At 69.0% G+C, this 18174-nt stretch carries 18 protein-coding genes and 1 pseudogene; 8 read left to right on the forward strand and 11 right to left on the reverse strand.

Translation table 11 applies throughout. The features are described from left to right. Positions 1 to 44: 44 nt before the first annotated feature. A complete protein-coding gene (locus tag ABGB18_RS27315) occupies positions 45 to 806 on the reverse strand; it encodes a hypothetical protein (RefSeq protein WP_347698458.1) in 762 nt (253 codons plus the stop codon). Positions 807 to 867: 61 nt separating this feature from the next. Further along, positions 868 to 2259 carry a sigma 54-interacting transcriptional regulator gene (locus tag ABGB18_RS27320; protein WP_347698459.1) on the reverse strand — a complete coding sequence of 464 codons (1392 nt, stop codon included), beginning with the start codon at positions 2257 to 2259 and terminating at the stop codon, positions 868 to 870. A gap of 170 nt (positions 2260 to 2429) precedes the next feature. On the opposite strand from ABGB18_RS27320, the gene ABGB18_RS27325 reads away from it, so the two are divergent. Then, positions 2430 to 3605, forward strand: coding sequence for an FIST N-terminal domain-containing protein (locus tag ABGB18_RS27325; protein ID WP_347698620.1), 1176 nt, complete (start codon positions 2430 to 2432; stop codon positions 3603 to 3605). 4 nt (positions 3606 to 3609) lie between these two features. Here ABGB18_RS27325 and ABGB18_RS27330 read toward each other — a convergent pair whose 3' ends face one another. Genes ABGB18_RS27330 through hppD form a run of 3 tightly spaced genes read right to left on the reverse strand, consistent with a single transcriptional unit; the run spans position 3610 to position 6611 of the window. After that, positions 3610 to 5004, reverse strand: coding sequence for a M1 family metallopeptidase (locus tag ABGB18_RS27330; RefSeq protein ID WP_347698460.1), 1395 nt, complete (start codon positions 5002 to 5004; stop codon positions 3610 to 3612). A 46-nt stretch (positions 5005 to 5050) separates the two neighbouring features. Further along, positions 5051 to 5494: an RDD family protein gene (locus ABGB18_RS27335; RefSeq protein WP_347698461.1), complete on the reverse strand. Its 444-nt coding sequence runs from the start codon at positions 5492 to 5494 to the stop codon at positions 5051 to 5053. Positions 5495 to 5528: 34 nt separating this feature from the next. Then, positions 5529 to 6611, reverse strand: a complete 1083-nt coding sequence (gene hppD / locus ABGB18_RS27340) for a 4-hydroxyphenylpyruvate dioxygenase (protein ID WP_347698462.1) — start codon at positions 6609 to 6611, stop codon at positions 5529 to 5531. Positions 6612 to 6741: 130 nt separating this feature from the next. Here hppD and ABGB18_RS27345 point away from each other — a divergent pair, with 130 nt between their 5' ends. Next, positions 6742 to 7221 (forward strand): Lrp/AsnC family transcriptional regulator, encoded by a 480-nt coding sequence (locus ABGB18_RS27345; RefSeq protein WP_347698463.1) that lies wholly within the window; start codon positions 6742 to 6744, stop codon positions 7219 to 7221. Positions 7222 to 7436: 215 nt separating this feature from the next. Beyond that, positions 7437 to 9500 carry a transglycosylase domain-containing protein gene (locus ABGB18_RS27350; protein ID WP_347698464.1) on the forward strand — a complete coding sequence of 688 codons (2064 nt, stop codon included), beginning with the start codon at positions 7437 to 7439 and terminating at the stop codon, positions 9498 to 9500. Between the two features lie 6 nt (positions 9501 to 9506). Here ABGB18_RS27350 and ABGB18_RS27355 read toward each other — a convergent pair. From ABGB18_RS27355 to ABGB18_RS27365, 3 genes and pseudogenes are all read right to left on the reverse strand, one after another. After that, a pseudogene (locus tag ABGB18_RS27355) lies at positions 9507 to 11517 on the reverse strand (thioredoxin domain-containing protein). A gap of 35 nt (positions 11518 to 11552) precedes the next feature. Then, positions 11553 to 11846 (reverse strand): hypothetical protein, encoded by a 294-nt coding sequence (locus ABGB18_RS27360; protein ID WP_347698465.1) that lies wholly within the window; start codon positions 11844 to 11846, stop codon positions 11553 to 11555. A 77-nt stretch (positions 11847 to 11923) separates the two neighbouring features. Continuing rightward, the gene (locus ABGB18_RS27365) at positions 11924 to 12064 is read right to left on the reverse strand and encodes a DUF255 domain-containing protein (RefSeq protein ID WP_347698466.1); all 141 of its coding nucleotides are present in this window, start codon (positions 12062 to 12064) and stop codon (positions 11924 to 11926) included. A gap of 91 nt (positions 12065 to 12155) precedes the next feature. Here ABGB18_RS27365 and ABGB18_RS27370 point away from each other — a divergent pair, with 91 nt between their 5' ends. Continuing rightward, positions 12156 to 13304, forward strand: a complete 1149-nt coding sequence (locus tag ABGB18_RS27370; protein WP_347698621.1) for a hypothetical protein — start codon at positions 12156 to 12158, stop codon at positions 13302 to 13304. Here the strand turns inward: ABGB18_RS27370 and ABGB18_RS27375 are convergent. The 3 genes from ABGB18_RS27375 to mca form a co-directional block, all read right to left on the reverse strand. Then, positions 13287 to 13586, reverse strand: coding sequence for a GNAT family N-acetyltransferase (locus tag ABGB18_RS27375; RefSeq protein ID WP_347698467.1), 300 nt, complete (start codon positions 13584 to 13586; stop codon positions 13287 to 13289). The genes ABGB18_RS27370 and ABGB18_RS27375 overlap by 18 nt on opposite strands. Continuing rightward, entirely contained in the window at positions 13576 to 13749 is a 174-nt protein-coding gene (locus ABGB18_RS27380; protein ID WP_347698468.1) for a hypothetical protein, read from the reverse strand. Before ABGB18_RS27380 ends, ABGB18_RS27375 begins: the two co-directional genes overlap by 11 nt. 258 nt (positions 13750 to 14007) lie before the next feature. Further along, positions 14008 to 14892 carry a mycothiol conjugate amidase Mca gene (gene mca / locus ABGB18_RS27385; RefSeq protein ID WP_347698469.1) on the reverse strand — a complete coding sequence of 295 codons (885 nt, stop codon included), beginning with the start codon at positions 14890 to 14892 and terminating at the stop codon, positions 14008 to 14010. A gap of 129 nt (positions 14893 to 15021) precedes the next feature. On the opposite strand from mca, the gene ABGB18_RS27390 reads away from it, so the two are divergent. The 4 genes from ABGB18_RS27390 to ABGB18_RS27405 all read left to right on the forward strand — a co-directional run bounded on the left by ABGB18_RS27390 (position 15022) and on the right by ABGB18_RS27405 (position 17953). Beyond that, on the forward strand, positions 15022 to 15441 hold the full coding sequence (locus ABGB18_RS27390; RefSeq protein WP_347698470.1) for a DUF4307 domain-containing protein: 420 nt from the start codon (positions 15022 to 15024) through the stop codon (positions 15439 to 15441). Positions 15442 to 15549: 108 nt separating this feature from the next. Then, on the forward strand, positions 15550 to 16050 hold the full coding sequence (gene greA / locus ABGB18_RS27395; protein WP_043628806.1) for a transcription elongation factor GreA: 501 nt from the start codon (positions 15550 to 15552) through the stop codon (positions 16048 to 16050). Between the two features lie 41 nt (positions 16051 to 16091). Then, a complete protein-coding gene (locus tag ABGB18_RS27400; RefSeq protein WP_347698471.1) occupies positions 16092 to 17318 on the forward strand; it encodes a C40 family peptidase in 1227 nt (408 codons plus the stop codon). Positions 17319 to 17431: 113 nt separating this feature from the next. Further along, positions 17432 to 17953, forward strand: coding sequence for a hypothetical protein (locus ABGB18_RS27405; RefSeq protein WP_347698472.1), 522 nt, complete (start codon positions 17432 to 17434; stop codon positions 17951 to 17953). The last annotated feature ends 221 nt before the right edge of the window (positions 17954 to 18174 follow it).

Genomic DNA, 18174 nt, shown 5'->3' on the forward strand with positions numbered 1-18174 from the left:
CCAAGCTAACTCGATCCGCCCGCGCGTGCCGTACCCCTCGGGACCTACGCGTCCCCGTAGACCTCCCACACGTGGTTCAGGGAACCGATTTCGGGCGTGTAGTCGATCTTCACCAGCACGGGGTGCCCGGCCGTCTTGAGCACCTTGGTGAGGTCCGCTGACGTGCAGTTCTTCTTGCCGAGCCCGTCCCCGTCGGCGTTGACCGGGCGGCCCGCCAGCCACTTGTCCCCGCACCGGGCGGTGGTGCGCTGGAAGCCCGTGGCGGACGTGGAGCCGAGCTTGAGCCGCGTTCTGCCGGTCGCGAACAACACCGTGGTGTCGTTGATCCGGCTGATCGTGCCGCGGGCCGTGCGCGGGTCGGGCCAGTCGGCGACCAGGAACTCGTTGATCCTGGTCACCTTCCCGTTCCGGAGCTCGGCGCGCAGCGGGACGGGCCCGCGCGCCAGCGCGTCGGTCAGGTCGGCGGGCTCGCACCGGGTGCGTCCGAGACCGTCGCGGTCCACCGCGACCCGCCCCTCGGTCTCCTTCAGGTCGCAGGCCGTCGTGACCCGGCCGTAGGTGGCCGTGGTGTAGTCGAGCCGCAGCTCCTTGGCCTTGGAGAGGGGCTTCAGCGCGTGGAGGACGTGTCCACCGCGGTCGACCCTGGTGGCGGACCGGGGCATGATCCGCAGCTGGCCCTGGCCGGCGGACCAGGCGTATCCGTGAACGATCCCGTGGACGACCGGAGTGGTGGCCGCCTCGGCGGGCACGGAGTGCGCGACGACGGCACTCAGGGCGGCAGCGGCGGCACAGACGAACGGACGCATGAATGGTCTCCCCCGGTAGTGCTATCGACACTCTCTATGACGAGGGAGACCACCCGATTGTTCACGTCCGGTAGACCGTTACTCCGTCGAGGTCCTCCTTGGACAGCCGGCGCATGAGGTAGAGCCCTTCGAGCGCGAACTCCAGCGCGGCCGCCGCGTGCCCCGGCGACTCCTCCCCGGCGCCCATGCCGAGCCGGGCCATGACCTTGGCCAGGCCGGTGACGGGACCGATCCGGTGGAGCAGCTCCCCGGCGGGCACCAACTCGCCGGACTCCACCTGGTTGCCCTCGGCGAACTTGTCGGTCACCGGCGACAGGTCCATCCCGCCCAGCCGGCTCCTGAACGTCTCCGACGTGGCCCGCCGCAGCAGATGGGCGAGGATCTCGGTCTCCCTGCCCTCCTCGCTGACCTCGAACTCCACCTTGCCCCGCAGGCTGTGCACGATCGGGGCCAGGTCGACCACGCGCGTGACGGCCGTCGTCTCGCCCGTGATCGCGGCCCTGCGCACCGCTGAGGCGGACGCGGTCTCGGCCGCCGCGATCGAGAAGCGCGCCGACACGCCGGAACGGGCGTCCACGGCGGTCGACTCCCGCACCAGCCGGGTGAACCTGGCGATCACCTCGACCAGGTGCTCGGGGATGTCGGCCCCGATGTCCGGCATGGACTCCTGGCGGATGAGCCGGAGCTCGTCCTCGACCGTGAGCGGGTAGTGCGTGCGGATCTCGGCGCCGAACCGGTCCTTCAGCGGGGTGATGATCCGGCCCCGGTTGGTGTAGTCCTCGGGGTTGGCGCTGGCGATGAGCAGGATGTCGAGGGGCAGCCGCAGGTTGTAGCCGCGCACCTGGATGTCCCGCTCCTCCAGCACGTTGAGCAGCGACACCTGGATGCGCTCGGCCAGGTCGGGCAGCTCGTTGACGGAGAAGACACCCCGGTTGGTGCGCGGGACCAGGCCGTAGTGCACGGTTTCCGGGTCACCGAGCGTGCGCCCTTCGGCGATCTTGATCGGGTCGACGTCGCCGATCAGGTCACCCACGGAGGTGTCGGGCGTGGCGAGCTTCTCGCCGTAGCGCTCGTCGCGGTGCTTCCACGCGACGGGCAGCTCCTCTCCCAGTTCTCGTGCCAGCGCGAGGCAACGCGTGCAGACCGGCGCGTACGGGTGGTCGTTGATCTCGCAACCCTCGACCACCGGGGTCCACTCGTCCAGCAACTGGGTGACGGTGCGAATGAGCCGGGTCTTGCCCTGCCCACGCTCACCGAGGAGCACCAAATCATGTCCGGCCAGTAAAGCCCGCTCCAAGTGGGGCAGGACGGACTCGTCGAAGCCCACGATGCCGGGGAAGCGGGGCTCGCCATCCCGCAGCTTGGCCAGCAGGTTTTCCCTGACCTCGGCTTTGACGGTGCGATGAACGTGGCCGCTCTCTCGCAACTCGCGGAGAATACGTGGCTGATGCACGGGATCGAGACTACGTCCCCTGAGGGGAATGTGGCAGAGAGTTTCGCACCTGGCGGAGATTTCGGATCTTGACCATTGCGTGACGGTTCGTGGGCGTGCTTGTCCCTTTAGTGGGGAGAATCGGGCCTAGGGAACTTGGACATGTCGAGGAGGCGAGACGTGTGGCCTTGATGACAAGCCGCTTCGCCGACGGCCTCGCCGTGGGTTCCGACCTGGTGGAGGCCGCGCAGAACGCCGTCGGGCGGGCCCTGTCGAGGCTCAGCGGCCGAGCCGACTTGGTCTGCTTCTTCATCTGCGGCGACGACCCCGAGGACGTCGTGAAGGCCGGGCAGGCGGCGATGAGGCTCGCGCCCGAGGCGCACGTGATCGGGTGCAGCGCCACGGGGGTGATCGGCGACGGGCAGGGCGTGGAGCTGACGCCGGCCGTGAGCGCCTGGGCGGCGACGCTGGACGGGGCACGGCTGACCACGTTCGCGCTGGAGACGCTGGCGGCGGAGGACCGGTTCGTGGTGGTGGGGCTCCCGGAGCGCGGGGGAGACGACCACGTGGCCATCCTGCTCGCCGACCCGTACTCGTTCCCGACCGACGCCTTCGTCGAGCGCTCGGTGGAGGTGCTCGGCGACCTGCCGCTGATCGGCGGGCTGGCCAACGGGCTGCAGGGCCGGGGCTCCGTACGGCTGTTCGCCGACGGCGAGATCTACACCGAGGGCGCGATCGGCGTGCTGCTCAGCGGGCCGATCAAGGTCAGCACCGTGGTCAGCCAGGGCTGCCGGCCCATCGGCCCCAGCATGGCGGTCACGGCCGCCGAGGAGAACATGCTGCTGGAGCTGGCCGGGCAGCCCGCGCTGGCCCGGCTGGAGGACATCGTCAGCGAGCTGGACGAGGACGACCGCGAGCTGGTCGCCTCCGGCCTGCAGATCGGCCTGGCCATGGACGAGTACGCCGAACGCCACGAACGCGGCGACTTCCTCATCAGGGGAGTCATCGGCATCGACCCCGAACGCGAGGCCGTGGCCATCGGTGACATCGTGGAGGTCGGCAGGACCGTGCGGTTCCAGGTGCGCGACGCGGCCACCGCCGACGAGGACCTGTACGACCTGCTTGACGCCCACCGCGAGGAGCTCGGCAAGGTGGAGGGGGCGCTGCTGTTCTCCTGCAACGGGCGGGGCTCGGCCATGTTCGGCACGGCGGACCATGACCCGGTCGCGCTGCGCGACACGCTCGGCCCCATCGGCGTGGCGGGCTTCTTCGCGGCCGGCGAGGTCGGCCCGGTGGCGGGCCACAACCACGTGCACGGCTTCACGGCCTCGGTGCTGGTGTTCTCCAGCGCCGCGGGCTCGGCCTGAGCCGCTAGGCCGGGCGGCGGGGCTGGAAGAGCCAGGCGTCGAAGAGCGGCCGCAGGTCCCTGCCGGACAACTGCTGGGCCAGGTCGACGAACTGCTCGGTGGTGACGTTGCCGTAGCGGTGGGCGGCGGCCCACGTCCGGATCAGCCGGAAGAACGTCTCGTCGCCCACAGCCTTGCGCAGGGCGTGCAGGGTCATGGCGCCGCGCACGTAGACCGAATGGTTGAACAGGTCGTGCGGCCTGGCCTGCCCCGGCGGGTATGACCACATCGGATCGTCGGCCGGGCGGCTGTGATAGTCGTCGAAGATCGCGTCGGCGGTCTTCGCGCCCTTGTGCTCCGACCAGAGCCACTCCGCGTAGGTGGCGAACCCCTCGTTGAGCCAGAGGTCCTTCCACCGGCTGATCGTCAGGCTGTCGCCGAACCACTGGTGGGCCAGCTCGTGCGCGATGATGGTCGCGTCGGGGTCGAAGCCGCCGTAGATCGGCTTGGTCTGGGTCTCCAGCGCGTAGCCGGCCGCGTAGTTGTCGACCACGCCGCCGGTCGAGGAGAACGGGTAGGGGCCGAAGACCGTCGACCAGTAGTCGGTCACCTCGGCGGAGGTCTGGTAGAGCTTGTCGAGCGCGTTCTTGAAGGCCGGATCGACGGCGGCCAGGTTGACCACGCCGCCGGGGGTCCTGCCCTGGCGCAGCTCGAACCTGCCGAGCGTGGCGGTCGCGAGGTAGGTCGCCATCGGATGGCGCTCGCGCCACCTGAACGTGGTCCGGCCGCCGTCGGTCGTGGGCTGCCCCACCTGCTCGCCGTTGGCCAGTGCCGTCACCCCGGCGGGCACGGTGATCGTGAAGTCGAACGTGGCCTTGTCGGAAGGGTGGTCGTTGCCGGGGAACCACGTTTTGGCGCCGTCGGGCTCGGAGGCCACGAACGCGCCGTCGGCGGTGGCCATGAAGCCGTAGGAGCCCAGATTGGCACGGTCCCTGGCCGGTGTGGGCACCCCGGAGTAGGTGACCTTGACGGTGAAGCGGCTCATGTCGCCGATCGCCGTCGTGGGCGTCACGGTCAGCTCGTCGCCCTTGTGGGCGAACTTCGCCGGGGAGCCGTCCACGGTGACGTCGCTCACGTCGAGCCCGGCCAGGTCGAGGTTGAAGCTGGACAGGTCCTGGGTGGCGGCGGCCCGGATGGTGGTCACGCCGTCGAGCCGCTTGGTCGCGGGCGTGTAGTCGACGGTCAGGTCGTAGTGGGAGACGTCGTAGCCGCCGTTGCCGTCGGTGGGGAAGTCGGCGTCGCCGATGCCGGGCGCGCCCGGGCGGGCGTCGGCCGGGAACGCGGGACCGTCTGCGGGCGCACAGGCCAGCACGCTGATGAGCGCGGCCGCCACAGCCATTCCGCGCCTGTTGGAACGCATCGACGTAGAGACCCCCTTCGGATGGTGACCTGAATATTACGCTGGGTCAGGCATAGACGACGACTGTCCTGGCCGCCTTGTCATGCAGGGCTTGTTTGCGGGGATCGAAGAGAATCCAGCCGAGATCCAGCAGGATGCCTATGCCGCAGAGCCACTCGAACACGCTAGCCACGGCCTGCCGGACCGCGGTCTGCCCCACCTGTATTTTCGCGCCGTCGTCCTGCACCACTCTAATGCCGAACACTTTCTTGCCCGGCGTCTGGCCGTTCCAGAAGGAGTGCAGCAGCCAGAAGTACAGGAATCCCACCAGGGCGGCCGCGAATGTGTGCTGCACCGTGTAGCCCTCCCACACGCCCCTGCCGGCGTCCCAGGCGGCCTTCCAGCTCGCCCAGCCGAGGGGTGCGGTGAGGAGGTTGACGATGAGCCAGTCGAGGACGCCGGCGAACAACCGCCGCCAGCGCCCCGCCAGCCCCGGTGGCGGCGATCCCATGAAGTCCTGATCGCCACCGTCAAGTCAGCACAAACTAAAGGTTGCCCCTGCGTTCCTGCTCCCGCTCTATGGCCTCGAAGAGCGCCTTGAAGTTGCCCTTGCCGAACCCGAGCGAGCCGTGCCGCTCGATCAGCTCGAAGAAGACCGTGGGCCGGTCCTGCACCGGCTGGGTGAAGATCTGCAGCAGGTAGCCGTCCTCGTCGCGGTCCACCAGGATCTTGCGCTTCCTCAGCTCCTCGATCGGCGCCCGCACCTCGCCGATGCGCTCCCGCAGCTCGGGGTCCTCATAGTACGAGTCGGGCGTGTCCAGGAACTGCACCCCGGCCGCCCGCATGTGGTCGACCGTCGCGAGGATGTCATTGGTGGCCAGCGCGACGTGCTGCACGCCGGGACCGCCGTAGAACTCCAGGTATTCGTCGATCTGCGACTTCCTGCGGCTGACGGCCGGCTCGTTGAGCGGGAACTTGACCTTGCGCGTGCCGTCGGCCACGACCTTGGACATGAGCGCCGAGTATTCGGTCGCGATGTCCTCGCCGACGAACTCGGCCATGTTCGTGAAGCCCATCACGTTCCGGTAGAACGCCACCCACTCGTCCATCTTGCCCAGCTCGACGTTGCCGACGCAGTGGTCGATGGCCTGGAACAGCCGCCCGGTCCGCGTCGCGGGCGGCGCCGCCAGCGGCTCCGCGGCCACGTAGCCTGGCAGGTACGGGCCGTGGTAGTTGGTCCTGTCGACCAGGGTGTGCCGCGTCTGCCCATAGGTGGCGATGGCCGCGAGCTGCACCTTGCCGTGCTCATCCTCCATCGTGTACGGCTCCGCCAGCCCCTCGGCCCCATGGGCGACGGCGTGCCCGTAGCCCGCCTCCACGTCGGGCACCTGAAGGGCCAGGTCGATCACCCCGTCACCGTGCTCGGCGACATGCCGGGCGAGCGGCGTGCCCGGGCGGAGCGAGGCCCGGAACTCGAACGTGGCGCTGCCCGACCTCAGGACGTAGCCGACCTCGTCGCGGGTGCCGGTCTCGGGGCCGCGGTAGGCCACCAGCCGCATGCCGAACGCGGTCGAGTAGTAATGCGCTGCGTGCCTGGCGTTGCCCACGGCGAACACCACGGCGTCCATGCCATTGACTGGAAAGACATCACTCATACCTCCAACTCTCGATTTATCTGGACGACTTGCGCAACAGTTACCTCAGAGAGTGCACAATCTGCCTAGCTGATTCGCGAGACATCGGGTAAATCTGTACAGCATGACGATCGACGATCTGGACGCCCGGCTCATCGCCCTCCTGGCCGCCGAGCCCAGGCTGGGCGTGCTCGAATGCTCGCGCCGGCTCGGCGTGGCCCGTGGCACGGTCCAGGCCAGGCTCGACCGCCTGCTGGACAGGGGAGTGGTCACCGGGTTCGGGCCCGACGTGTCGCCGGAGGCGCTCGGCTACGACGTCACCGCGTTCGTCACCCTGGAGATCAGGCAGGTCGCCGGGCACGACCCGGTGGCGGACCGGCTGGCCCTCATCCCCGAGGTGCTGGAGGTGCACACGATCACCGGCGACAGCGATCTGCTCTGCCGGGTGGTCGCGCGGACAAATGCCGATCTGCAAAGGGTTATTGATCAGATCGTCGGAGTTCGGGGCGTGCTCAGGACAAATTCGATCATCGCCCTGGACACTCCGGTTCCCTACCGTGTGTTGCCATTGGTGGCCGATGTACCGCGTCGGGGAGCGCGGTAGTCGTAATATCGCCTGAGGGACGAGGCACTATTGTCGATCGTTTACCCTTGGCATTCGCCCAGCTTGCGGGGGTTGGGCGAGGCTTGGCTAGGGGGTCGAGGGTGCGGATCGGTGGTGGTAGCAGGATGCGGAAGCGGCGAATATTTCGACTTCTGTTGATTTCTTTCGGCGCTGGAATCCTCGTGCTGGTCGGACTTTTCGCCATCGCATGGGCTATGACTCCCATTCCTGACACCACCCAGAAACAGGCGACCGCGCAGGGTTCGGTGATCTATTACCGCGACGGCAAGTCCGTGCTGGCGCGCCAGGGCGTCGACCGCAAGAACGTGGCACTGGCCCAGGTGCCCAAGCACGTACGCGACGCCGTCATCGCGGCCGAGAACCGCTCCTTCTACCAGGACGCCGGCGTCTCGCTCAAGGGCACCCTGCGGGCCCTGTGGTCGACCATCACCGGGCAGCAGCTCCAGGGCGGCTCGACCATCACCCAGCAGCTCGTCCGCAACTACTACAGCGGCCTCAGCCAGGAACGTTCCATCACCCGCAAGTTCAAAGAGATCCTCATCTCGATGAAGGTCGACCAGTCCAAGTCCAAGGACTGGGTGCTGGAGCAGTACCTCAACACGATCTACTTCGGCCGCGGTGCCAACGGCGTCCAGTCCGCAGCCCGCGCCTACTTCGGCAAGGACGTGGGCGACCTGACCGTGGCCGAGGGCGCCTACCTGGCCTCGGTGATCCAGCAGCCCAGCCGGTTCGCCGATCCCAAGGGCTCCGACCTGGCGGCGGTCAAATACCGCTGGCAGGCGGTGATCAACGCCATGGGGCAGACCGGCGCGCTGTCCCGCGCGCAGGTGGCGGCCCAGCACTTCCCCGAGCTCAAGACGCCGAAGAAGCCGTTCGAGCTCAAGGGCCAGTCCCGCTACATGCTCGAACAGGTGACCGCCGAGCTCAACCGGCGCGGCTACACCGACGAGGACATCAACGGCGGCGGGCTCAAGGTCGTCACCACGTTCGACAAGAAGCTCATGGAGGCCGCCGCGCGGGCGGTCAAGGCCGTGCTGCCCAAGGACACGCCGGCCAAGGTGCGCACCGGGCTGGCGGCCGTCGATCCCGCCACGGGCGAGGTCGTGGCCTTCTACGGGGGCCGTCCCTCGCAGTCGGCCTACTACGACAGCGCCTTCTCGGCCAAGGTCCAGGCCGGGTCGACGTTCAAGCCGTACACGCTGGCCGCCGCGCTCGACAACGGCTTCGACCTGTCCACCAGGGTGAACGGCAACTCGCCGTTGAAGGTCGCCTCGGCGGACCAGCCCATCCCCAACGACAGCGACCGCTCGTACGGCCAGATCGACCTGGTCACGGCCACCGAGAACTCCGTCAACACCGCGTTCGTGGACCTCGGCCAGAAGGTCGGCCTGGACAAGGTCGCCGCCGTCGCCGAGAAGGCGGGCATCCCCGCCGACCAGCTCCAGCAGCACGAGAAGGCCGCCTCGTTCCCGCTCGGCGTGGCCTCCGTCAGCGCCGTCCAGAACGCCTCCGGCTTCGCCACGTTCGCCAACAAGGGCGTGCACGTGGAGGCTCACGTGGTGCGCTCGGTCACCGACGGGGCCGGGCGCAGGCAGGTGGTCGATCCGGTCTCCACGCGGGTGATCGCCGAGCAGGCCGCCGCGGACACCGCGTACGCGATGGAGCAGGTCGTCAAAAACGGCACCGGCACCGCCGCCAGGCTCTACGACCGCCCGGTGGCCGGCAAGACGGGCACCACGGACGAGTCGGCGTCGGTCTGGTTCAACGGGTTCACGCCGCAGCTCGCGGTGGCGGTGGACATGTTCCGCGACGACAACGCCACGGTCACGATCCCCGGGTACGGCACGCAGTTCGGCGGCCAGTTGCCCGCGCAGATCTGGCGGGAGTTCATGACCGAGGCGATGGCGGGCAAGCCGGTCGAGGAGTTCCCCGAGCCGTCCGATTACGGCTATGACGACTACTACTCCTCCCCGGACCGGGGCGGGGACATGTCCGACCCGGAGCAGTCCCCGCCGGCCTATCGGGACGACTGGGACACGCCCGAGTCCGACCTCACCCAGCCTCCGTTCACCGACGAGCCGCCGACGGACATGCCGGACTCCGATCGCCCGGAGGAGCAGCCCGAGGACCGGCCGCAGGAGAGCGACCAGCCGATGGAGGAGATCCCCCAGCAGCAGCAGCCGCCCTCGTTCGGCTCCGACCGAGGCTCGGTCCAGGGCCCTGACCGGGGCGGCCGCGGAGGAGACGGCATCGAGTGAGCGCGGTCATCCGCCCAGTTCGGCCTGGAGGTCCGCGGTCGTGGTGACGGGCATGCGGCAGGTGAAGTTCCGGCAGACGTAGGCGGCGGGCGCGCCGCCGACCAGCCCGCGGCCTTCCAGCAGGCCCGGGAACGTCTCCCCGGCCGCCAGGGGATCACGCGGAGCGCCGTCGTCACCGGATCCGAGCGCCACCACCAGCCCGGGAACGTCGGCCAGCAGCGCGGCCCGGTGCAGCGCGGCCGTGCGCGAGTCGCCGGGCGGGCCCACGACGGCCACCTCGACCGGCCCCGCCAGCGCCGCCCGGGCCACCGCCAGGCCCCAGCCCGCGAACCTGGCGTGCCCGGTGGCCAGGACCGACACCGTGCCGAGCGCGGCGTGGGCGGCCTCCCGGTGGCGGGCCGAGCCGGTCAGCGCGGCGTAGGAGAGCAGCGCGCCCGCCGCCGCGTACTGGCCGGAGGGGGTGGCGTTGTCCGTGGCGTCCTGGGGCCGCTGGAACAGCCGCTCGGCGTCGTCGGCCGTGTCGTAGAAGCCGCCGGCCCCGTCGGTGAACCGGTCTAGCACGGTGTCCAGCAGCGTGCCCGCCAGCCGGAGCCACCGGGTCTCGCCGGTGACGCCGTACAGGGAGATCAGTCCCTCCGCCACATTGGCGTAGTCGTCGAGCACCCCGGCGTTCTGACCCGCGCGGCCGTCCCGCGAGGTGCGCAGCAGCCTGCCGTCCACCAGATGCGTGCCGGCGAGCAGCTCGGCCGCCGTCGTGGCCGCCGCCACCAGGTCGGGCCGCTCGAACACCAAGCCGGTCTCCGCCAGCGCGGCGATGGCCAGCCCGGTCCAGGAGGCCACGACCTTGTCGTCGCGTCCGGGGCGGACCCGCCGCTCCCTGGCGGCGAGCAGGCGCTCGCGTACGGCGCGGAAGCGCTCGGGGTCCTCGGGGTCGCGCGGGAGCTGCAGCACGGAGGTGCCGTGCTCGAACGTGCCGGTCACTTCGAACAGGTCCGCCGCCCACTGCCCGTCGTCCGCGCCGAGCACCTCACGCAGCTCCTCGGGCGTCCAGACGTAGAACCTGCCCTCCACGCCCTCGCTGTCGGCGTCGAGCGCCGAGGCGAACCCGCCCTCGGGCGTGCGCATCTCGCGCAGCAGCCAGTCGGCCGTCTCCAGGGCGACCCGCCGGGCCAGCTCTCCGCCGCCCGCCTTCCACCAGTGCGTGTAGACCCGCAGCAGCAGGGCGTTGTCGTAGAGCATCTTCTCGAAATGCGGCACGACCCACGCGGCGTCCACGCTGTAGCGCGCGAACCCGCCGCCGAGCTGGTCGTACATGCCGCCGCGGGCCATCGCCGCCAGCGTGTGCCCGCTCATCTCGCGCTCCCCGGAGCGCAGCAGGAACTCCAGCACCATGGACGGCGGGAACTTCGGCGCCCTGCCGAACCCGCCCCTCACCTCGTCGTAGGAGCCCCGCAGGTTGTCCACGGCGCGCGCCAGCGTCTCCTCGCCGGGCAGGGGCCCGCCGGGCAGCGTGGCGTGCGCGTTGAGCGCCTCCACCACCTTGGCCCCCTGCCGCAGCACGGACTCCCGCTCGCCCGTCCACACGTTGTGGACCTCGGTGAGCAGGCGCCGGAAGTGCGGGCGCGGGAAGTAGGTGCCGCAGTAGAACGGGTGTCCCTCGGGCGTCGCGAACACCGTCATCGGCCAGCCGCCCTGCTGCGTCATCGCCTGCGTGGCGCTCATGTAGACGGCGTCCACGTCGGGCCGCTCCTCGCGGTCGACCTTCACGTTGACGAAATGCTCGTTCATGAGCCGCGCGGTCTCGGCGTCCTCGAAGCTCTCGTGCGCCATGACGTGGCACCAGGTGATGTCAAGAAGCGAGTAACCAATGGCAGGATGAGTACCCCACACTGATCAACAGGGGTACGTCCCGCCTACTCGCTTCTCGCATCGCCTCCTCTCCCCATGGCCACCAATCAACCGGGTTGTTGGCGTGCTGGAGGAGGTAGGGAGAAGTCTCTCTACCAAGCCTGTTCATGAGACCAGGCTCTCACACGGATAGGTCGTCCTCGCTCACCGTGCGCCGCGCTGCTGCCGTCGGCGCAGGACGTCGTCCATCGAGGTGGTCGGCAAGGTGCCGGCTTCGGCTGCCGCTCGGATCCGGTCGCGGTCGGGATCGGTGTCGAGCATCGCGCGGCCCCACCAGGCGTTGAGCACACCATCCAGCTCGGGACCTTGCTGGGCTTCCAGGAGCTCGGCGAAGAACTGCGCACGGCGACCGCCCCGTAGCGCGCTGGAGATGCCGCCGATGGTTCTCGGCACTCTCGGATGCCCCACTGCGCCACTGTGAACCGGCTGAGCGCTCATGACACCACCTTTCACGTCCTTCAGCCTACGACGAGATCTCCATTACTCGCATGAAGTACCTGGCACCAGTGACATGCTCAGTAGCCCACGCTGATCAGCAGGGGCACGTCACGGCGGCGGGTCTCCGCGAACGCCTCCTCACCCCATGGGTGCCAGTCCACCGGGTTGGCCGCGTGCTGCAGCAGGCAAGGGCTCGTGGCGTCTTTCAAGCGGTTCATCGGGACCTCCCCTTTCGCCATAGACCGCTGGGCACGGGCGGGCCGCGGCTGACTCGCCAGGGCGGAACGGCGTAGGTTACATGGCGTGGATATGGTTTTCGTCTGCAGCCGCGCCGGACGTCCGGTGACCGCGCTCACGCGCCGCGACGTGGCACGCGCGCTGCTCGCGGTGCCATCGGGGGTGGCGCTCGTGGCGCTGCCCGACCTGCGGCGTGCGATGGCGGCGGCGGGCAACGGGCTCTCCCCGGTGTTCTGGGAGTCGGCCCAGGCGACGCTCCGCTCGATTGAGGCGGGCATGGCCACGGTCGGTGACGTGCAGCGCTGGATCGAGTCCACCGGCACCGAGCCGATCATGCTGACGCCCGGCTACTTCGTGTGGCCGGAGGAGGACGAGCGCGGGCCGGTGGCGGCCGAGATGTTCGCGCTGCTGGTCGCCCACCTGGAGGAGCGGGTCCAGGCCGGGGAGATCGATCCCGACGCGCTGGTGAGCGGGGACTCCTCCGCCCGCGGCGCGTACGAGGAGTTGCAGGAGCGCTGGCTGTCCACGCCGCTGCCGGACGGCCGGGTGCCCCGCTACGCGGTCGGTGACGAGCAGGTCGAGGAGCCGTATTCGGGCTGGGGTGAGGAGGAGGCGTTCGCGCTCTCCGAGCTGCGGCGCATCGTCGCGGGCCTGCCCAAGCAGCCCGACCTGCCGCTGGGCGAGCTGGAGACGGCGGCGACGCGCCTGCGCGAGCTGCTCGGCCTGCCCGGCTACCCGGCCAACGTGCTGCGGGCGTGCGCCGGGTTCGAGGACCAGCCGCTCCCCGACGACGACCAGGAGCTGTGGTTGTCGGTGGCGGCGGGCGTGGCCGATCCCGTCTCGGACCTGTCGGAGGACGGCGACCTGGTGGAGGAGTTCGCCGATCTCGACGGGGAGCTGAGCGTGGAGGACGCGACGCTGGCCAAGCTCTGCACGATCCAGTACGCCGACTGGCTGGCCGGGGTGACGGCGCTGGCCCGGCTGGGGCCGGGGGTGCTGGCCTCGCCCGAGCGCATGGCGCGGCTCATCGCCGAGTCTGAGGACACCTACGCGGACGAGGCGGATGTCGACGACCTCGCAGCCACGGAGGGGCTCTTCACGCCCGTGGTGAGCCTGTGGGGCTATCTCGGCATCGTGGACGCTGACGAGGTGCTGACGCCGCTGGGCTGGTGGGGACTGCCGAAGGCACTCGAACGCGCCTGGTCAGCTCCCGGGGACTGAGCTGCCGTCCACCAGGTCCTGGAACTCGGGATGGCGCTCGATGTACGCCTTCACGTAGGGGCAGAGCGGCACGACGCCGAGGCCGGTGTCGGCGCTGGCCCGCAGGGCGTGCTCGACGAGCCGGCTCGCCAGGCCCTGCCCCTCGTAGGCGGGCAGCACCTCGGTGTGCGTGAAGGCGATCTTGTTGGGCAGCAGGCGATAGTCGGCGAACCCGGCGACCTTGCCGTCAACGAGGATCTCGAAGCGGTTTTCGGTCGAGTTGTCGACTACTTCAATCGGCATCTACGTCAGCCTTCTTGTCTGGGTCGCCCTCGTGTGGCACCTGAATCTTCGACATTTGCTTGTTCATCGACTTGATCAGGATATACAGCGCCAGCCCGAGGAGGGCTACCACGACGAAACCGAGCAGACCCGGACTGACATCATCCGCTGCTAGAACTGTCACACCTTCAGTGTGCCACCAGCGGATGGTGGTCCGGCCAGCGGCCGGTGGGGGTGAATGCGGTCAGGTCATCGGCGGGCAAAGTCAGGCCCTGTCGATGGCGGATGAGGCGGGTCCGGGTCAGCGGCAGGCAAAACCACGGGGCCGGGCGGCCCGGGGGGAGAGCTTGGCCGGTGGGCGGCGGCCAAGCTCCGGTGGCCGGGTCTCCGGTCACCGGGCTTCGGCCGGTTGCCGGTAGGCGCTGGGCGCTGGGAGGTCCCGTCAGTGGCAGGCCGGGGAGACGTCCTCGGCGTGGATGCCCGCGAACAGGTCGTCCTCCGGCAGCTCGGTGTCCACCAGCGAGCGCGCCAGGTGGTAGTCCTCCGTCGGCCAGATCTCCTGCTGCAGCTCGCGCGGGCAGACGAACCAGAAGCCCTCCGGGTCCACCTGGGTGGCGTGCGCGAGCAGCGCCTCGTCGCGGATCTGGAAGTAGTCGCCGCACGGCACCCGCGTGGTCACCGGCCACTTGGCGGGGCGGTCCTCCCAGCGGGAGATCCAGTCGGAGTAGGGGGAGCCGAGGCCGCGCTCGTTCATGGCCTCGTGGAGGGCCTCGAAGCGCTCCTTGGTGAAGCCCATCTGGTAGTAGAGCTTCAGCGGCTGCCAGGGGTCGCCGGTGCCCGGGTAGCGGTCGGGGTCGCCCGCCGCCTCGAAGGCCTCCACGGAGACCTTGTTGGTCATGATGTGGTCGGGGTGCGGATAGCCGCCGTCGTCGTCGTAGGTGATGATGACGTGCGGCCTGAACTCGCGTACGGCCGCCACCAGCGGTGCCGCGGCGTCTTCAATCTTCTGTACGGCGAAGCAGCCCTCGGGCAGCTCCTCCTCCTCGTTCTCCGGCAGGCCGGAGTCGACGAAACCCAGGAAACGCTGCTCGACGCCGAGGATCTCGCGTGCCCGCGCCATCTCGGCCCTGCGCACCTCCCCGATGTTGGCCACGACCTCGGGCCGGTCCATCTTGGGGTTGAGCACCGAGCCGCGTTCACCACCCGTGCAGGTACAGACCAGCACTTCCACACCTTCGCGCACGTAACGCGCCATCGTGGCGGCGCCCTTGCTCGACTCGTCGTCAGGGTGGGCGTGGACGGCCATCAGCCTCAGCGGTGCACTCACGGATGAGCTCTCCTCATTGGACCAGTCAGTCGCCCAGAGGTCGGTTTCTGCTGGGCGGTCGCGAGGGCACTCCCCCCGCGAGCGACAATTGTCTCGGATAACGCCGAGGGAGTGCAGGGAGATTCCGCCATGGCCACCAGAGATGTCGAGAACGGGCCAGTTCTCGGCACCCCCGACGACTTCCCCGACCGTCCCAGACGAGGCGGCCGGCTGGTCGTGCACGTCGTGATCGGTGTGCTGGTGTCCATCATCGCAGGTGGCTGGGGCTATGTGATGTGGTCGATGACGGCGGGCGGCACGGAGGTGCCGTCGCAGGTGGTGACGTTCGAGGTGGACGGCCCGAGCCGGGCTGAGATCACCTTTGAGGTGTACAAGCCGAACGATAGGGTGGCCGTCTGCCGGATCAGGGCACTGGACGTCAATCACGCGGAAGTTGGTAGCAAGGAAGTAAGAATCCCGCCAGGTGAGGGTAGTAAGCAGCTCAAGGAAAGCCTCGACACGAGCGGCGAGGCCACTTCCGTCCACGTCCAGTACTGCAATCTCGTATAGTGAGACATTTGGGGAAGCGCGCGAGCGGTTAACTTGTTAGCCTTTCGCAATTCAACCAGGCGTAACCCCAAGTGATCACAGGGCCCCCTAGGCAAGCAAGGAGAACCCGTGGCCGACTCTCGTGATGAGAACGTCACATGGCTGACGCAGGAGGCGTACGACCGTCTGAAGGCGGAGTACGAGTATCTCTCTGGCCCCGGGCGCGTCGACATCGCCAAGAAGATCGAGGCTGCCCGCGAAGAGGGCGACCTGCGTGAGAACGGCGGATACCACGCCGCCAAGGACGAGCAGGGCAAGATGGAAGCCCGGATCTTCCATCTCCGGCAGATTCTCGACAACGCCCAGGTGGGAGAGGCCCCCAAGGCCGAGGGCGTGGTCGGTCCCGGCATGACCGTGACCATCCGGTTCGTCGGCGACGATGACGAGGTCACCTTCCTGCTCGCCTCCCGCGAGGAGAGCGGCGCCCCCATCGACGTCTACTCCCCCAAGTCCCCCCTCGGTGCGGCGATCAACGGGAAGAAGATCGGGGAGAAGGCGACCTACTCCCTGCCCAACGGGCGCCAGAACACCGTCGAAATCCTTGAGGCAGTCCCGTACATCGGCAACTGACCCCCCTCGACGGCGACCGCCGGGCCCACGTCGGCCCGGCGGTGTTTTCGCATTCCTCGGAAATCCGGCAGGACCTGAGCTTTCTCGTCAAGTCCCGTAAGCGGCGCAACACGTACAAGCTGGTGCCGTTCATCGTGGTGGTGCTGGTCGCGGTGCTGACCGCGGACGTGCTGCTGCTGGCGCAGGCGCAGGAGGGGGCGCGGCCGGTGGCCGAGCGCACCCGTCCGCCGGCGCCCCGGCAGACGCTGATGGCGGACCAGCGGCAGCAGCCGCCGCAGGCCAGGGTCGTCCAGCCGGTGGCGCCGCTGGGGCCGCTGCACAAGGCCAACCTGTTCGTGCTCACCACCAAGCCGTTCACCAACGAGCTCTTACAGAAGGTCGCCAAGCTGCGCGGTGTGCGGGCTCTGGAGCTGGCCGACGCCGCCTCCATCACGCTCGACGGCAAACGCGTGCAGACGCTGGCCGTCAATCCCTCGACCTTCCGGGCCTTCACCCCCAAGGTGACCGCCTCGTCCGACGCGCTGTGGCACAACGTCGCGGCCGGTGACGTGGCGGTCTCGTTCGTGCTCGGCAACGACGGCGGGCTGACGCTGCACCGGCAGGTGAACGGCCCGGCCGGGCCACTGCGGATCGGCGCGTACGCCACCACCGGGTTCGGCGCCGTGGACGCCCTGGTGTCCAGGGATGTCGGCCGTACGCTGGGCCTGCCGCACGACAACGCGCTCATCGTCAGCGCCCCCAAGACCGACTCCGCGAAGCTGCGCCGGCTCATCCTCAAGAACCTGCCCAAGGGCACCCAGGTGGCCACGATCAACCCGGTGCTGCCGCCGGCCCAGAAGGCCACACAGAACTGGCCGTCGGGCTCGTTCATGACGGGCGAGCAGATCACGGTCGCGCTCAAGGCCGCCGCCTCCAAGCTCGGCCGCCCGTACGTGTGGGGTGCCGAGGGCCCGAACACCTTCGACTGCTCGGGCCTGGTCCAGTGGGCCTATGCCCAGGCCGGGGTGCGGATGCCCAGGGTGACGCACCAGCAGTGGGTGACCGGCCCGCAGGTGGACCTGGCGCACGCGCAGCCCGGCGACCTGATCTTCTGGCGCCTCGACCCGACAAATCCGGATTACATCTCGCACGTGGCGATTTATTGGGGCGACGGGAAGATGATCCAGGCGCCACGTACCGGAGATGTGGTCAAGATCTCCCCGGTCTACACCCGCAATCTGGCCGGGGTCGTCCGGGTGAGCCCTGCCGCCGCCGCCCAGGTTCGCTAGCCCTCGCCCCGGTCCGCCGGCTCCCGCCCGGGTCCGGTCGGCCCGCTCGTTTTCGCGCACAGCGTCCGAAACTTGTGCGTGCAATCAGGCCGCAACTGTGTAATCTTAATTACATGTCTACGGATGAAACGACGGCACAGCTGCACGGCTGGTTCGCCGGCCGGATGCCCGAGGGGTGGTTCACCGGTGCGCCCGAGATCGTCAGGGACCGCGAGGAGATCGCGGTGCTCGGCACGCTGCCCGACCTGCCGGAGGATGTCCCGGAGGCCGAGCGGGCCGCGATGATCGAGGGGCTGGCCCGGCGATTCAGGGAGGAGACGCGCGAGCGGCGCATCGAGATCGCCAGAGAGGCCGAGCACAAGTTCCGGCAGAAGGTGTCGTGGGGCATCGTCTGTGGCGGCGAGACTGTGATGTTCACCACACTCTCCGTCCCGGTGATGACCCGGCTGCGCCAGGCGGAGCGCCAGGTTCTCGACACGCTCGTGGCCGCCGGCGTGGCCAGGAGTCGCAGTGACGCGCTCGCCTGGTGCGTGCGCCTGGTCGGGAAGCACACCGACACGTGGCTGGCCGATTTGCGGGATGCTCTCCAGCATGTCGACAGAGTTCGCTCCGCGGGACCCGACGTCAATTCCTAGACCACGCAGCGGAAACGGCCCGGAGAATGGACTAAACCAGTCCGGAAATTGGTTTAGACCAGCGCCATTGGACTGGACCACTGCGCGAAATTCATTCTTTTAAACTCGCTCGACTTGGGTAGGCTCCCCCAATCGTCAGGGCCGCTGCCTGCGGCGACGGCCACGCCAATAGGTCTATGCCAATTGGCTTCAAGGCCGCTTCGTCGTTAATGATGACTGGG

The organism is Nonomuraea sp. B12E4, assembly GCF_039871825.1.
Taxonomy (GTDB): Bacteria; Actinomycetota; Actinomycetes; order Streptosporangiales; family Streptosporangiaceae; genus Nonomuraea.

Bases quoted from the DNA above. Each gene is read 5' to 3' on its own strand.
- ABGB18_RS27405 (WP_347698472.1), top strand. From the start codon at position 17,432: ATGTCTACGGATGAAACGACGGCACAGCTGCACGGCTGGTTCGCCGGC.
- ABGB18_RS27360 (WP_347698465.1), bottom strand. From the start codon at position 11,846: ATGAGCGCTCAGCCGGTTCACAGTGGCGCAGTGGGGCATCCGAGAGTG.
- ABGB18_RS27370 (WP_347698621.1), top strand. From the start codon at position 12,156: ATGGTTTTCGTCTGCAGCCGCGCCGGACGTCCGGTGACCGCGCTCACG.
- ABGB18_RS27335 (WP_347698461.1), bottom strand. From the start codon at position 5,494: ATGGGATCGCCGCCACCGGGGCTGGCGGGGCGCTGGCGGCGGTTGTTC.
- ABGB18_RS27375 (WP_347698467.1), bottom strand. From the start codon at position 13,586: ATGCCGATTGAAGTAGTCGACAACTCGACCGAAAACCGCTTCGAGATC.
- ABGB18_RS27315 (WP_347698458.1), bottom strand. From the start codon at position 806: ATGCGTCCGTTCGTCTGTGCCGCCGCTGCCGCCCTGAGTGCCGTCGTC.
- ABGB18_RS27350 (WP_347698464.1), top strand. From the start codon at position 7,437: ATGACTCCCATTCCTGACACCACCCAGAAACAGGCGACCGCGCAGGGT.
- ABGB18_RS27390 (WP_347698470.1), top strand. From the start codon at position 15,022: ATGGCCACCAGAGATGTCGAGAACGGGCCAGTTCTCGGCACCCCCGAC.
- ABGB18_RS27365 (WP_347698466.1), bottom strand. From the start codon at position 12,064: ATGAACCGCTTGAAAGACGCCACGAGCCCTTGCCTGCTGCAGCACGCG.
- ABGB18_RS27330 (WP_347698460.1), bottom strand. From the start codon at position 5,004: ATGCGTTCCAACAGGCGCGGAATGGCTGTGGCGGCCGCGCTCATCAGC.
- ABGB18_RS27325 (WP_347698620.1), top strand. From the start codon at position 2,430: ATGACAAGCCGCTTCGCCGACGGCCTCGCCGTGGGTTCCGACCTGGTG.
- hppD (WP_347698462.1), bottom strand. From the start codon at position 6,611: ATGGACGCCGTGGTGTTCGCCGTGGGCAACGCCAGGCACGCAGCGCAT.
- ABGB18_RS27345 (WP_347698463.1), top strand. From the start codon at position 6,742: ATGACGATCGACGATCTGGACGCCCGGCTCATCGCCCTCCTGGCCGCC.